The 13013-nt window shown below is 64.4% G+C and carries 13 protein-coding genes, 1 tRNA gene and 1 other RNA gene; 7 read left to right on the top strand and 8 right to left on the bottom strand.

The features are described from left to right. Window positions 1–41: 41 nt before the first annotated feature. Window positions 42–974 carry a tRNA glutamyl-Q(34) synthetase GluQRS gene (gluQRS, locus tag ACQP1T_RS01700; RefSeq protein WP_433758183.1) on the bottom strand — a complete coding sequence of 311 codons (933 nt, stop codon included), beginning with the start codon at window positions 972–974 and terminating at the stop codon, window positions 42–44. A gap of 21 nt (window positions 975–995) precedes the next feature. Next, window positions 996–1472: a DUF309 domain-containing protein gene (locus tag ACQP1T_RS01705; RefSeq protein WP_433758184.1), complete on the bottom strand. Its 477-nt coding sequence runs from the start codon at window positions 1470–1472 to the stop codon at window positions 996–998. A 420-nt stretch (window positions 1473–1892) separates the two neighbouring features. On the opposite strand from ACQP1T_RS01705, the gene ACQP1T_RS01710 reads away from it, so the two are divergent. Then, window positions 1893–2102, top strand: a complete 210-nt coding sequence (locus tag ACQP1T_RS01710) for a DUF397 domain-containing protein (protein WP_062980826.1) — start codon at window positions 1893–1895, stop codon at window positions 2100–2102. 83 nt (window positions 2103–2185) lie between these two features. Here the strand turns inward: ACQP1T_RS01710 and qcrB are convergent, their stop codons facing one another. Beyond that, window positions 2186–3811 carry a cytochrome bc1 complex cytochrome b subunit gene (gene qcrB / locus ACQP1T_RS01715; protein ID WP_433758185.1) on the bottom strand — a complete coding sequence of 542 codons (1626 nt, stop codon included), beginning with the start codon at window positions 3809–3811 and terminating at the stop codon, window positions 2186–2188. Between the two features lie 167 nt (window positions 3812–3978). Here qcrB and ACQP1T_RS01720 point away from each other — a divergent pair, with 167 nt between their 5' ends. Then, window positions 3979–5541 carry a wax ester/triacylglycerol synthase domain-containing protein gene (locus ACQP1T_RS01720; RefSeq protein ID WP_433758186.1) on the top strand — a complete coding sequence of 521 codons (1563 nt, stop codon included), beginning with the start codon at window positions 3979–3981 and terminating at the stop codon, window positions 5539–5541. Window positions 5542–5725: 184 nt separating this feature from the next. Here the strand turns inward: ACQP1T_RS01720 and ACQP1T_RS01725 are convergent, their stop codons facing one another. The 3 genes from ACQP1T_RS01725 to ACQP1T_RS01735 all read right to left on the bottom strand — a co-directional run bounded on the left by ACQP1T_RS01725 (window position 5726) and on the right by ACQP1T_RS01735 (window position 7787). Beyond that, window positions 5726–6463 (bottom strand): SDR family NAD(P)-dependent oxidoreductase, encoded by a 738-nt coding sequence (locus ACQP1T_RS01725; RefSeq protein ID WP_433758187.1) that lies wholly within the window; start codon window positions 6461–6463, stop codon window positions 5726–5728. A gap of 33 nt (window positions 6464–6496) precedes the next feature. Next, window positions 6497–7306: an SDR family NAD(P)-dependent oxidoreductase gene (locus ACQP1T_RS01730; RefSeq protein WP_433758188.1), complete on the bottom strand. Its 810-nt coding sequence runs from the start codon at window positions 7304–7306 to the stop codon at window positions 6497–6499. Between the two features lie 393 nt (window positions 7307–7699). Next, window positions 7700–7787 (bottom strand) — tRNA-Ser (locus tag ACQP1T_RS01735). A gap of 162 nt (window positions 7788–7949) precedes the next feature. On the opposite strand from ACQP1T_RS01735, the gene ffs reads away from it, so the two are divergent. After that, window positions 7950–8044, top strand: an RNA gene (gene ffs, locus ACQP1T_RS01740) — signal recognition particle sRNA small type. A 143-nt stretch (window positions 8045–8187) separates the two neighbouring features. Then, a complete protein-coding gene (locus ACQP1T_RS01745; protein ID WP_433758189.1) occupies window positions 8188–9477 on the top strand; it encodes an aminotransferase class I/II-fold pyridoxal phosphate-dependent enzyme in 1290 nt (429 codons plus the stop codon). A gap of 51 nt (window positions 9478–9528) precedes the next feature. Here the strand turns inward: ACQP1T_RS01745 and ACQP1T_RS01750 are convergent, their stop codons facing one another. Continuing rightward, window positions 9529–9966, bottom strand: coding sequence for an SRPBCC family protein (locus tag ACQP1T_RS01750; protein WP_433758191.1), 438 nt, complete (start codon window positions 9964–9966; stop codon window positions 9529–9531). Between the two features lie 2 nt (window positions 9967–9968). Then, a complete protein-coding gene (locus ACQP1T_RS01755) occupies window positions 9969–10775 on the bottom strand; it encodes a methyltransferase domain-containing protein (RefSeq protein WP_433758192.1) in 807 nt (268 codons plus the stop codon). 195 nt (window positions 10776–10970) lie between these two features. Here ACQP1T_RS01755 and ACQP1T_RS01760 point away from each other — a divergent pair, with 195 nt between their 5' ends. The 3 genes from ACQP1T_RS01760 to ACQP1T_RS01770 all read left to right on the top strand — a co-directional run bounded on the left by ACQP1T_RS01760 (window position 10971) and on the right by ACQP1T_RS01770 (window position 12936). Beyond that, window positions 10971–11564: an HhH-GPD-type base excision DNA repair protein gene (locus tag ACQP1T_RS01760; protein WP_433758193.1), complete on the top strand. Its 594-nt coding sequence runs from the start codon at window positions 10971–10973 to the stop codon at window positions 11562–11564. A 113-nt stretch (window positions 11565–11677) separates the two neighbouring features. Beyond that, a complete protein-coding gene (locus tag ACQP1T_RS01765) occupies window positions 11678–12391 on the top strand; it encodes a hypothetical protein (protein ID WP_433758194.1) in 714 nt (237 codons plus the stop codon). A 155-nt stretch (window positions 12392–12546) separates the two neighbouring features. Further along, the gene (locus ACQP1T_RS01770; RefSeq protein WP_433758195.1) at window positions 12547–12936 is read left to right on the top strand and encodes a hypothetical protein; all 390 of its coding nucleotides are present in this window, start codon (window positions 12547–12549) and stop codon (window positions 12934–12936) included. Window positions 12937–13013: the final 77 nt, after the last annotated feature.

The raw sequence follows: 13013 nt of genomic DNA on the forward strand, positions 1-13013 counted from the left end.
GTGTCCTCGTCAGTGATCAGTAGATCGGTCGATTGCGTACGTTACGGACATCGCGCGGGTTGCAACAACCCATTCTCTTCGAGTATCCACGGTTCCTCGGTGAGATCGGCCGGGTCGAATCGATCGATCAGCTCGGCGGGCGAAACCGGGGGATAGCCGAGTGAACAGGCCAGTGCGGCCGCGACCCGGTCGGGTGTGTTGCCGAGCGCGAGCTGATCGGCGAGTGTCACCGCGCCGTCGCGTTTGGCGAGGCGCTTTCCCTCGGCATTCAGCACCAGTGGCACATGTGCGTAGTGCGGAATCGAAAGGCCGAGCAGTGTCGCGAGATAGGCCTGTCGTGGTGTGGAGGGCAGCAGATCGTCGCCGCGTACCACCTGATCGATGCCCTGTTCCGCATCGTCGACGACTACGGCCAGGTTGTACGCCGGAATTCCGTCGCCGCGGCGCAGGACGACATCGTCGACGGGGCCACGGTAGCGCCCGTGCAATTCATCGGTGATCTCGAATTCGCGCGCTTGTGCTCGCAACCGCAGTGCGGCCGGGCGTCCGTCGGCGCGATGTGCGGTTCGCTGCGCGTCGGTCAGGTCGCGGCAGGTGCCCGGATAGTGGCCGAGCGGTCCGTGCGGTGCGGTCGCGGCCTGCTGGATTTCCCTTCGGGTGCAATAGCACTCGTAGGTGAGACCGGCCGCGGTGAGCCGGTCGATGGCCGCTCGATAATGCGGCAGCCGGTCGCTCTGCCGGACGACCGGACCGTCCCAGTCCAGGCCGATCGCGGCGAGGTCGGCGAGTTGGCGCTGTTCGGCTCCCGGCCGGACGCGATCCAGATCGTCGATCCGCAGTACGAAGCGGCGTCCGGTCGAGCGCGCGAACAACCAGGCCAGCACCGCGGTGCGCAGATTTCCGATGTGCAGATCGCCGGACGGGCTCGGGGCGTATCTGCCTGCTGGAGTTCTGGTTACTGGCACGTTCGCCATGCTAGGGGTTCCGGCGCTGGGTCACCGGAGCAGCAGCCGCGGCTTGAGTCGGTCTTCGGGAATCGAGCTTCCGCTGTCGAGGGCGGCCAGCAGTGCCTCGGCGTGCGCGATCAGGCCCGCGCGGTCGATGCCGTATGGCGAGTCGGCCTCGTAGGCGCGCAATCGGCCCACCGCACGGGTGAGCAGGGTGCGCGCGCCCTTCGGATTCGCGCGTTGGATGTGGGTCAGCCCGACCGCATATTGCGCCAGACCCTGCCACAGCATCCTTTCGGCGAACGGCCCGTTCTTCCATGCGGCCTCCAATACCTCGTGTGCGTTGAATGCCAGGCCGTCCTCCAGCAGTTGCTGGGCGTAGGAGAGAGTTTGCTGGGGTGGCAAATTCAGGTCGTCCGGAATTCGCGGCACACCGACGCTGCCGACCGGCAGCGGCCGCCCGAACCGGTCGCGTGGGCGGGGATTACGTGCGCGACCTGCCTCGTCGCGCGGGCGTTCGACCATGCTGCCCATCATCCATGGCGGGCGTCGCGGGCGTCCACCCGAGTTCGGTCGATCATGATTAATTGACGGATCACGGAGCAATCACATCACCAAAAAGTTTGCTGCCCAGCAAACATAGGAATGAATGTCATCTTCCGGCAATGACTCCGCAACTTCCAATCTTCGCAAGATTGGCAGATGCGGTGATTGAATGGGCAAGAGATCGGCAAATTATCGATGAACCTGCTAGTGTTTAGCGCGCGGGGGCGACCCCGCGAGGTGAATTCACCTCGAAGTGCAGCGCGATCACGACGCACCGTGAATATCGCGCGCTTTGGCAAGGCGCACCGCGGGATTCGGCGTTCCGCGCCGGATGCCGGTGTTTGTTAGAACGATGTCAGAAGAATATCTCGTTCTCGACGCAGCAAAGGAGCTAGTGCCGTGGAAGTTGACTTGACGGGCGCTGTGTGGCGTAAGAGCACATACAGCGGCCCCGATGGGAACTGCGTGGAAGTCGCATTTCTCGTCGATGGCAACGTGGCGGTCCGCGACACCAAAGACAACGGCTATGGTCCGTTGTTGGCGTTCGCGCCAGGCGAGTGGGATGCATTCCTAAACGGAATGTCGAAGGGGGAGTTCGGACGCGCCTGAACAAACAGGTACGTCCGAACCAACAGCACGGGCCCCGGGTCGGCACGGACTCGGGGCCTTCGCAGGTGCGCACTCGCCCTTTATCAGTGGTGCTGGCCGTCGGTCTGCTCTTGCGCCGCGCGTAGTACGGCGAGTTGTTTGCGCTCTTCCTCGTGCTCGGCCGCCAGATTGGCGCGGGACTCCTGCCATGGATCGGGGCGGAAGAATCCGCCGGTGCCCGGCTTGCCCGCCGAACCCAGCTTGTTCATCTTCTTCGGTACCGTCGCGCCCTGGTAGGTCAGCGGAATCGGGTGACCGTGCTCGTCGACCGGACCGAGTGGCTGGTGGATCTCGATGTACTCACCGTGCGGCAACCGCCGGACGATGCCCGTCTCGATGCCGTGCTCCAGCACCGCGCGATCGCTGCGTTGCAGGCCGAGGCAGATGCGGTAAGCGGCGAAGTAGGCAACCGCGGGCAGGGTCAGAATGCCGATCCGGCCGACCCAGGTGGTCGCATTCAGCGAAACGTCGAATTTGAAGGCGATGATGTCGTTCACGCAGGACAGCGTCAGTACCACGTAGAAGGTGATCGCCATCGCGCCGATCGCGGTGCGGACCGGCACGTCACGCGGGCGCTGCAGCAGATTGTGGTACGCGGTGTCCTTGGTCAGGCGCCGTTCGATCCACGGATAGGCGATCAGCACGGTGAAGACCAGGCCCATGATCATCGCACCCCAGAACGGTGCGGGCACGGTATAGCGGCCCGGATACAGCTCCCAGGGCGGGATCAGGCGCATCATGCCGTCGGTCCACATCATGTAGAAGTCCGGCTGGGTGCCCGCCGATACCTTGGCCGGGCTGTAGGGGCCGAAGGCCCAGATCGGGTTGATCTGCAGCAGGCCGCCCATAACCGCGACGACACCGAGCGTGAACGCGAAGAACGCGCCCTGATCCAGCGAGAACACCGGCACGATGCGGGTGCCGATCACATTGTGTTCGCTGCGACCGGGTCCGGGGAACTGGGTGTGCTTCTGGTACCAGACCAACGCGATATGCGCGGCGATCAGCGCGAGCATGATGCCGGGGAACAGCAGCACGTGCGCGATGAACAGGCGCGGCAGGATGATCTCGCCCGGATAGTCGCCGCCGAACATCAACCAGTGCATCCAGGTGCCGATCAGCGGAATGCCGAGCGTGATGGACGAGAACGCCGCCCGCAGGCCGGTGCCGGAGAGCAGGTCGTCGGGCAGCGAGTAGCCGAAGTATCCCTCGAACATGGCCAGGATCAGCAGCAGCGAACCCAGCACCCAGTTCGCCTCGCGCGGCTTGCGGAACGCGCCGGTGAAGAAGATGCGGAACAGGTGCACGATGATCGAGGCCGCGAAAAGTAGTGCGGCCCAATGGTGGACCTGGCGCACGAAGAGACCGCCGCGGACCTCGAAGGAGATGTTCAGCGCCGTTTCGTAGGCGCGGGTCATGGACACCCCGCGCAGCGGCTGGTAAGCGCCGTTATAGGTGACCTCGGCCATCGATGGGTCGAAGTACAGCGCCAGATAGGTACCGGACAACACCAGGATGATGAAGCTGTAGAGCGCGATCTCGCCGAGCAAGAACGACCAGTGAGTCGGAAAAACCTTGTTGATCGACCGCTTCACGAACGCCGCGGCCCTATATCGCTCATCGAAGGAGTTGGCTTGTTCGCTTGCCTTACGACCTACGTCAATAGCCATGGCCGACACCCCGCTCTGGGTGAGTGGTGGTACGTGTTCTACTACAGACGGTAGCAGGGGATCGACCAGGAATCGATAGGTTTCCCGGAACCGCAATGTGGAACAAGATCATTCAGTTTCTCGATGCTGCCCGGTATCTCCGGTTACCGGTGTCATATCGTCGAGTCGTGACTACGGTGGCCGCCCAGGACGCGACGATGTACTGGCTGTCCGGCCGTACCCGAAATGACCTCTTCATGCTGTATTGCTTCGACGATTCCGGCCATTCCGGTGCGCAACTGCGCGAGTTCGTCGCGCGCCGCAGTGCCGACATTGCCGATCTGTCGGTCCGGCTGCGCGAGCTGCCCGCAGATCTGGACTATCCGGCATGGGTTCGGTGTGAATTCAGTGCCGAGCAATTTATGGAACATATCCTTCCGGAACCGGATTGGCCGGGTGTGTGGACGGTGCTCGGCAAACTGCTCGGCACCGGGGTGGATGCCGCGGTGCGGCCATGGCGGTTGCATGTGTTCCGTGGTGTCCTCGGTGCGCCGGGGGGTACTGGACCGGCGATGGTGGTCGTGCTGCAGATGTCGCATGCGTTGGCGGATGGGCGGCGGGGTGCGCAGATCGCCAGAGCGTTGTTTTCCGAAGTCGGTGCGGCTGAGCCGGTTGCGGGGGGTGAGTCGCTGACACGGCGGTCACCGGTTGCTCGGGCCGACCGGGCCGAGGGGATCGCCGAGGCTGTGACCAGTGCCGATGTTGCGGCGCATGGAGACGGCGTCGTGGGTGTCGGTGCTGACTCGGTAGCTGCGTCGCGCCGATCGGTTGCTCGCAGGGTTGCTGCGCAAACCGCCCGCCTCGGTGCGGCAGCTATCGAAGCGGCGCCGGTGGATCCCATACATGTGCATTCGATGCTGGCGCTGCTTCGGATGCCGATTCAGTTCGCGCGCACGGCGATTCGTGGGTATCAGGCATTTCGGGCGCAGCAGGAGTTGGCCGAATCGACCAGTGCGGGAAGGCTACCGCGGCCGGGTCCCAGTTTCACGCCGAGTTCGGTGAACCGCAGTGATCCCACAAAACAGCACGCTCATCAGGTGCGGATGATCGTTTGCGATGCCGAACGGATGCGCATCCCGGGCCACACCGTGACCGTGGTCGCACTGACCGCCGTGTCGATCGCACTCGATCGCCACCTCACGGCGCGAGGTGAACGAGTGGACCGTCTCGGCGCGCAGGTGCCGATGGCGTTGTCCGACAATCGGATAGCGGCTCGCAATAACTACCGCAGCCTCGGCGTCGACCTGTTCATCGATGAACCGGATGTGTTGACCCGCGCGAACAAGATCGCCGCCGCACTCGCCGATCGCCGCACCCGCGCCCGGCATCCACTGCTGACCGCACAGGACCGCGTCACCGCCGTCACCCCCGCCCGACTACTACGCCGTGACATCGAGCGCTACCCGCTCGACATCGTCCCGGACTCCATCGCCGGACATACCGTGGTCTCCAGCGTCCACCGCGGCCCCGCCGACCTGACCTTCGGCGGCGCACCCGTCCGCTTCACCGGCGGCTTCCCCGCAATAGGCTCGGTCATGCACCTCACCCACGGCGTACACGGCCTCGGCGACACCGTCACGGTCTCGATCCACGCGGACACCGCGGCGCTACCGGACATCGATGCCTACGCGAACCTGCTACGCGATGCACTGAACGAGGTATTCGACTGCGCCACCCGAGCTGCGACCTGACCCGGGCCATACAAAACAGCAGGGCAGATTCGCGCGAACGAACCTGACCTGCTGTTATGGCGAAGGACAGAGGATTTGAACCCCTATCGCCCCAGGCGAACTCTGCTTCCAGCCAGTTTCGTTGCAGTTCAAGCTGTTTCGGCGCTGCTGACGGTACAGACGTCAGGCCCAGGTGTTGACGTGGTCAACGGGCTTCAGCGACTCGCGGGCTCTCGGTCAAGAGCTCTGCGAACTGGGGCTCCAACTGCTTTGTGACCCCGGATTGCCAGGTTTGCGCGATGGCCTCCGACATGGGGTCGGGAAAGATTTCTTCGTCTCCGTTAGCGACTCCGGTCAAGATTGCGCGGGCGACGGCTTCAGGGGTCGCTTTGGGAACGTCGATGTCGCGGGACATGTCCGTGTCGACGGGGCCGGGAAACACGATGTGTACCGTCACACCTTGCTCCCTCAGGAGCATGCGCTGCGCGATGGACAGCGAAAGCGTTGCGGCTTTGGAGATCGAATAAGCCGGGGTTACCGGCACCGGTGCGATCGCCGCCAGTGACAAGATATTGACAATGGCGCCGCGAGATTTGAGAAGGGTGGGGAGGAACGCCCGGGTTACGGCGTGGGTTCCGTAGAGATTGACCGCCATGACCTTTTCGATCTCGGCACGGTCGCCGAGGTCGTCGTAACTCCCTGCGGCGGCGTTGTTTACGAGCAGATCCAGCGAATCTATGTGCTCGACTGCCCGGCGCAGGTGCGCGGGGTCTGTCACGTCGAGCGGCACTGGTGTGACGCGTGCGTCGCGGTGGGCGAGCGGCTGGCGTGTGCCTGCGTATACGCGTTTCGCGCCTTGCTGCAGGGCCTCTTCGACGAGAGCACGTCCGATCCCGCGGTTCGCACCAGTGATCAAAACCGACTTGTCAATGATTGTGGGCACCTTTTCTCCTTAAGTGAGACGCCGAACCGAAGCTCAGTCCACCAATGCGCCGCCGGACAGATTGGCGATCGTTCCGGTCATGGCTCCCGCACGATCCGAGGCCAGGAACGCGGCCGTCTCCGCGATCTGAGCGAGGGTGGGCAACCTCTTCAGGAGCGTTCCTTGCGCGAGCCCGTCTTCGAGGAATTCCTGGACCGACTGCCCGCCCGCTGCCGCGAGCTGCTTGAAGAGGTCCTTGGTGTAGGAGCCCGCTGCTGGCGCATCGACCACGGCGTGTGGGCGAAGGTCGATGACCCGGATGTTGCTTGGTGCCAGCTCCGCGGCCAGGAGCCGCGAGAATGCCTCCTTGCCTGCCGCGCTCACGCCGTGACCCAAGATGCCGCCGGTAGCCAGCTTGGCGCCCGGCTCGGACAAAGTCAGGATGACGCCAGGACGCTCGCGACCCATGTGTGGTGCCACCGCCTTGCTGGTGATGAACAGCGCCCGCAGAAAACCGTCGATCGGCCGCATGAACTCCTCCAGCGAGAGGTCCGCCAGTGGCGTCCCCTGGTCGTGCATGACGCTCACCGCGTTGAGGGCGATGTCGATGCCGCCAGCCATCGCCGCGATCGCGGCGACGTGCTTGTCGACCGCCTGCTGATCGAGAACGTCGACCTGTGCGGTCTCGACTGTTCCGCCCGCCGCGGCGATATCACGCGCGACGGCGTCGAGCTTCGCCTGCGTCCGCCCGGCGAGGAAGACCCGTGCGCCCTCCCGGGCGAATACCTGGGCGACAGCGCCGCCGATAGCGCCCCCGCCCCCGTAGATCACAGCGTTCTTGTCTTCGAGCAGCAATGCACTCATAGGTGTTCTCCAGGTGATTGATTTTCCGGTCCGATACGCAACCATTGGTTGCGTATGACCATAGCCGCACTCCGGGCGATGCGCAACCTATTGTTGCGTATTGGGCCGCGCCCGCCAGGGAAGTGGATTGATTCCGCAGTGGGGTCGGTCTGCTGCTTCCACTACGTCGCCCTCGCCCCGACGGTCGAGCCGGACTCACGGGGCAGGACCTCTATCCAGCTGCCCATCCGCCACGGCGTGTCGAAGGGGCACGAGGGTTGAGGCGCGAGTCGGCCATCGCCGATATCGGTGGGTCGTCGCGACAATCAACGTGCCGAGCATTGCCAGTATGGCTAGAAATCAAAAGCAAACGCCCCTGATCAGCCGAGATGGCTTAATCAGGGGCGTTTGCCGTGGCGGAGGATAGGGGATTTGAACCCCTGAGGGCGTTAACCCAACCCGCGTTCCAGGCGAGCGCCATAGGCCACTAGGCGAATCCTCCGTGCAGGAGCATACCGGGTGCCCCCGGCCGGTTGCCAAATGGGGCTGGTCAGGTGGATGAAAGTGGCTGTTCGGTCGCCTTTTTGACCCTGGCTGGTCCCTTTTGACCCCGTTCTGTCCCACCCCGTGGTGATCTTCCTCGGAGATCCCAGCTACACTGGCAAACGGATCCCGCGCGGCGCGCATCCTGTGAACTCCCCCAGGGCCGGAAGGCAGCAAGGGTCAACGGGCTCTGCCGGGTGCGCGGGGTCCCCTATATTCACTCCAATTCGGAGCAACCGCCGGGTAACGTGAACACGGTCCGCCGGACGTCGAACGCGCTCGGCTGGATCAACGGTCCGACCGCGGCACATCGGTTCGGACGTCAATCGCCCCTTCGCTGCTTCGAAAGGCTGCCCAGGATGCCCCGGCAAACGCAGATCGGTTTGATGAGCCCCCCGGAGCTCGTGTCCGAACACGAGACCCAGACCGCGAATTACGCGACGCTCAAGACCGAGAAGCTCACGCTGGACCTGACCAGGGGTAAACCTTCGCCGGAACAACTCGACCTCTCCGCGGAACTGCTCACCCTGCCCGGTCCCGGCGATTTCAAGGACGGCACCGGCACCGACTGCCGCAACTACGGTGGGCTGCACGGTCTCCCGGAATTGCGCGCGATCTTCGGCGAGCTGCTCGGCATTCCGGTCGAGAACCTGATCGCGGGCAATAACGCCAGCCTCGAGCTGATGCACGATGTGATCAGCTACGCATTGCTGTATGGCACACCGGATTCCGAGCGTCGCTGGGTAGCCGAGCCGAAACTGAAGTTCCTGTGTCCGAGCCCCGGCTACGACCGGCATTTCGCGATCACCGAGGCGCTCGGCTTCGAGATGATTCCGATTCCGATCGATCACGACGGACCGGATGTGCACGCCATTGCCGAACTGGTGGCCGATGATCCGCAGATCAAGGGTCTGTGGGCGGTGCCGAACTACTCCAACCCGACCGGCGTCGTCTTCTCCGAAGAGGTTGTCCAGGAGTTGATTTCGATGCCGACCGCGGCGCCGGACTTCCGCCTGTTCTGGGACAACGCCTACGCGGTGCACCCGCTGACCGATACCGCCGCACCCGTGCTCGACGTGCTCGGTATGGCCGCCGCGGCCGGAAATCCCAACCGCCCCATCGTTTTCGCCTCCACCTCGAAGATCACCTTCGCCGGTGCGGGAGTGAGCTTCCTCGGTGCGTCCACGCCGAACCTGAACTGGTACCTCGAGCACGCCGCGAGGAAGAGCATCGGCCCGGACAAGATCAACCAACTTCGCCACCTGCGATTCTTCAAGGACGCCGATGGTGTGCGCGCGCATATGCAGAAGCATCGCGCCATCCTCGAACCGAAATTCGCACTGGTGCTGAAGATTCTGGAGGATCGGCTCGGCGCGTCCAAGGTGGCGTCCTGGACCGAGCCGAAGGGCGGCTACTTCATCAGCCTCGATGTCCTGGAGGGCACCGCGGCCAGGGTGATCGCGCTGGCCAAGGATGCGGGCATCGCGCTGACCGCCGCCGGTTCGGCCTTCCCGTACCGAAATGACCCGGAGGACAAGAACATCCGCATCGCCCCCAGCTTCCCGCAGCTGCCGGAACTGGAGAAGGCAATGGACGGTCTGGCCACCTGCGTACTGCTCGCGGCCACCGAGAAGCTGCTGCAGAAATAGTCGGCAAATAAACGTTGGGCGCGTATCGATTCGATACGCGCCCAACGTATTTCAAGCCTCCAGCAGGGCCCGCAACCGGGCCAGATCGGCGCGATTGGCCCGCCGCATCGCGGCCTCCATGAGTGGTGCGGCCACCTTGCCGAATCCGCTGGGTGTTCCGGTGTTGCGCAGGATCATTCGGGTGCGGTCCGGTCCGTCGTCGGCCCATGTGTAGGTCGTCTGCATCGGGAACGGGCCCTCGGCGGTGCGCATTACCAGTCGTTCGCCGGGCGTGTACTCGATTACTTCATAGGTATAGACGAGTTGCCTGCCGAGGAACCGCGCGACGAATTCCATGCGCGATCCGACTCGCAGTGGCGGCTCGGTCCGCCATTCGATGCGGTCGATATTGGCGTACCACTGTGGCGCGTTCGACGGATCGCCCGCGAATGCGGCGACCTGCGTCCGCGGACGCTCGATCACCGCTTCGGTCGAAACGTCGACGGCCACGATCAGCGGGGTTTGTGCGCCAGCACGGCGAACATGGTCACCGATAGGTGGATGTCGCCGGTTTCGGCGGCCCGTTCCAGATCCGCGATGAGCTGATCGCGCTGCGCCTCGGTGATGGAACCACGCGCGACCGCCATGGCCGAGATGCGGTTGACCAGCGCGCCCGCGCCGACGGTCCGGTCCTGTACCAGGGCGTGCGAGCAGACGTCGTCGATCACCAGACCCGCCTTGGTCAGCAGCCCGGGTAGCCTGCGGCCGGAGAACGGGTTGGTTGTGGCGGCGATCAAGGTGTCGACGACCTCGCGGACCACCTGCCGGTCGCCGGGATGCACGATCGCCGTGCCCCAGTCGCTGTCCACCACCACGACCCGCCCGCCGGGCCTGAGCACACGGGCGATCTCGTCGGCGGCGCGATTCGGTGCGGTCAGGTGTTGAAACACCCGTTCGCAGAGGGCGACGTCGAAGCTGTTCGCGCCGAACGGCAGCCCATAGGCGTCGCCGGAATGGAATTTCGCGGTCGAACCGGCCTGCAGCGCGCGGCGTTCGGCGGAGGTGAGTAGCTGCGGATCGGGTTCGACGCCGATCGCGGTGCCGGTCGGCCCGACCGCATCCGCGAAGGCGATGGCCTCCGAGCCGGTCCCCGACCCGATATCGACCGCACTCTCGCCGGGCTGCAGCGCCAATGCGTCATGCGCCCAGGTGCGCAGTCGGCGGATGCCCGGCAGCGCTGCCTGCAGATCCCGCACGTCTACCAACTGATCCTGGCCCGCGCTGTCGAAGCGATCCGGGCGCAACCCCTGCATATTCATGGGCCCGATTCCGTCTCTTGGTATTGCCGTCGTCTGAGGCATGGCGCTGAGCCTACTTCGGCGCGGACCGCATCGCACGGCAGGTCTGTGAGTTCGGTCACGATTCGGTCATACCACCGATCCGGGTGGACTGGACCACCTGACGGTGCCGAATGAGATGATCGGAGAAGTCCGGTACCAGCGAAAGGAAGTCCCGTGGCCAAAGCGAAGTCCGCGACTGTCAAGCTGTGTCTCGCCCAGGAGCCGGAGGCGGACAAACTCCTTTCCGAGGATTCCTTCGCGCTGTTGACCGGCATGCTGCTCGATCAGCAGTTCCCGCTCGAACACGCCTTCCGCGGACCGAAGAAGATCGCCGACCGCATGGACGGCTTCGATATCCAGCGGATCGCCGACGCCGATACCGAGGCATTCGAAGAACTGTGCGCGACCCCGCCCGCCATTCATCGCTACGGTCGGTCCATGGCCCGCCGCACCCAGGAACTCGCGCGGTATGTGGTCGAGCACTACGACGGCAAGACCGACCGCATCTGGACCCAGGGCGATCCGGACGGCAAAGAGGTATTGCGCCGTTTGAAGGACCTGCCCGGCTACGGCGATCAGAAGGCCAGGATCTTCCTCGCACTGCTCGGCAAGCAGCTCGGCGTGCGGCCGAAGGGATGGGAGGCGGCGGCAGGCGCCTACTCCGAAGCGGGCTCGCGTCGCTCGGCCGCCGATATCGTCGACGGCGAATCCCTTCTGGAAGTACGGGCTTTCAAGAAGCAGATGAAGGCCGCGGCCAAGAAGTCCTGAGATCGCTCCGGATTTGCCTATTCGAATCTGGGTGCATTTTTCCCTCGTGCCCGACCGAGTTCTCCTCGATGCTTTTCCCTCGATAGCAACACCTAGATGAGGGACTGCAGTACATGAGGATGAGGAAGCTCGCCGTCGTCGCGGCGCTGGTGACCATGGCTACCGGAGTGGCCGCGGGCACCTCCGGCGCGTCCCCGGCCGCCGCCGAAAGCGATGACAGCGCAATAAATTTCACCGCGGAAGCGGTAAACGATTCATCGATCATCAAAACCGACGCGGGTTCGCTGGTAGTCGAGGATGATGTCTTCGAGATCAAGGCGGCCGACGGTACGGTGCTCGCGGGCACCCCGTTGCGGTTCAAGATCGATGACTTCGAATTCCCTATCGCCGCACAGATTTCCGATCGCACCGCGACACTGACCCCGCAGATCGATCGCGAGCACGCGGTTTACCAGCCGGTCGCGCTGCCCTATGAGGACAAGGCGCCGTGGAAGACCGAATACGACCGTGAGGTCGCGGCCTGGACCCGCCTGACCAGCACCATCTCGGCGGCGGCCACCATCGGCACGCTGGTCGGCGGTCTCATCGGCGGTGCGGCGGGCTGCGTGCTCGGCGGTATCGCCGGTGCCACGGTCGCCTCGGCGACCATTGTCGGTCTGTTCGGTCCGTTCATTCCGGCCGCGGCCATCGGCTGCCTCGGCGGCATCATCGCTGTCGGTGCGCTCGGCACCCTGGCCGGTCAGATCTTCGTGACCGCGCCGGTCGCGATCGGTGCGGCGATCCAGTACTTCACCACCGTCAACCAGCCGTTCGTCCCGGCCAAGTAGCTCCTACGGCATCCGTGGCCCCACCGTCGCCACGGAAACAGGCCCCGCCCAGTACCTCTCGACTGGGCGGGGCCTTCTTGTGTCCGGGAAGACGGGGCCGTATCCGGCTAGCATGCTCAGGCTGTCAGAGACTCTGGAAGCGGAAGGGGATAGTGATGGACTTCGGGCTCGAGCGTGTTCTACGGGTCGTCCCACTGTTCGCAATGGCCGGTGCCACCCTGCTGATCGGCGCGGGTCCTGCCGCTGCCGACGACTGGCCCTCGGACGGCGGCGGCGCATTCCAGGTTTATGAGACCAAGGACTTCGTGGTCCGATCCGATCCCGACTACTGGAATCCGTTTTCCGAGCGGAACCGGTTGACCTCACCGTTCGGTACCAGCACCCGGATCGTTTGCACCAGTTTCCATGGTGTGCAGCAGGATTGCTGGCAAGCGGATCTCGACGGCAACCCGCACAAGCTGGGTATCGCACCGCTCGACCTGCCGTACGCGGGCTCCAGCGGAACCGGCCACTTCGGTCCCAAGCATTACGTCTACCCCGGCTGATCTCACCACTGTCGCCATCGCCACAGGCCCCACCCAGTAGCTGGGTGGGGCCTTGTTGCGCTCTCCGCAAGATCATG

Source organism: Nocardia sp. CA-135398 (assembly GCF_050955845.1).
Taxonomy (GTDB): Bacteria; Actinomycetota; Actinomycetes; order Mycobacteriales; family Mycobacteriaceae; genus Nocardia.

Excerpts from the sequence above, each read along its gene's own strand:
- ACQP1T_RS01770 (WP_433758195.1), top strand. The coding sequence starts at position 12,547 with ATGGACTTCGGGCTCGAGCGTGTTCTACGGGTCGTCCCACTGTTCGCA.
- gluQRS (WP_433758183.1), bottom strand. The coding sequence starts at position 974 with ATGGCGAACGTGCCAGTAACCAGAACTCCAGCAGGCAGATACGCCCCG.
- ACQP1T_RS01705 (WP_433758184.1), bottom strand. The coding sequence starts at position 1,472 with ATGGTCGAACGCCCGCGCGACGAGGCAGGTCGCGCACGTAATCCCCGC.
- ACQP1T_RS01745 (WP_433758189.1), top strand. The coding sequence starts at position 8,188 with ATGCCCCGGCAAACGCAGATCGGTTTGATGAGCCCCCCGGAGCTCGTG.
- ACQP1T_RS01730 (WP_433758188.1), bottom strand. The coding sequence starts at position 7,306 with ATGAGTGCATTGCTGCTCGAAGACAAGAACGCTGTGATCTACGGGGGC.
- qcrB (WP_433758185.1), bottom strand. The coding sequence starts at position 3,811 with ATGGCTATTGACGTAGGTCGTAAGGCAAGCGAACAAGCCAACTCCTTC.
- ACQP1T_RS01755 (WP_433758192.1), bottom strand. The coding sequence starts at position 10,775 with ATGAATATGCAGGGGTTGCGCCCGGATCGCTTCGACAGCGCGGGCCAG.
- ACQP1T_RS01765 (WP_433758194.1), top strand. The coding sequence starts at position 11,678 with ATGAGGATGAGGAAGCTCGCCGTCGTCGCGGCGCTGGTGACCATGGCT.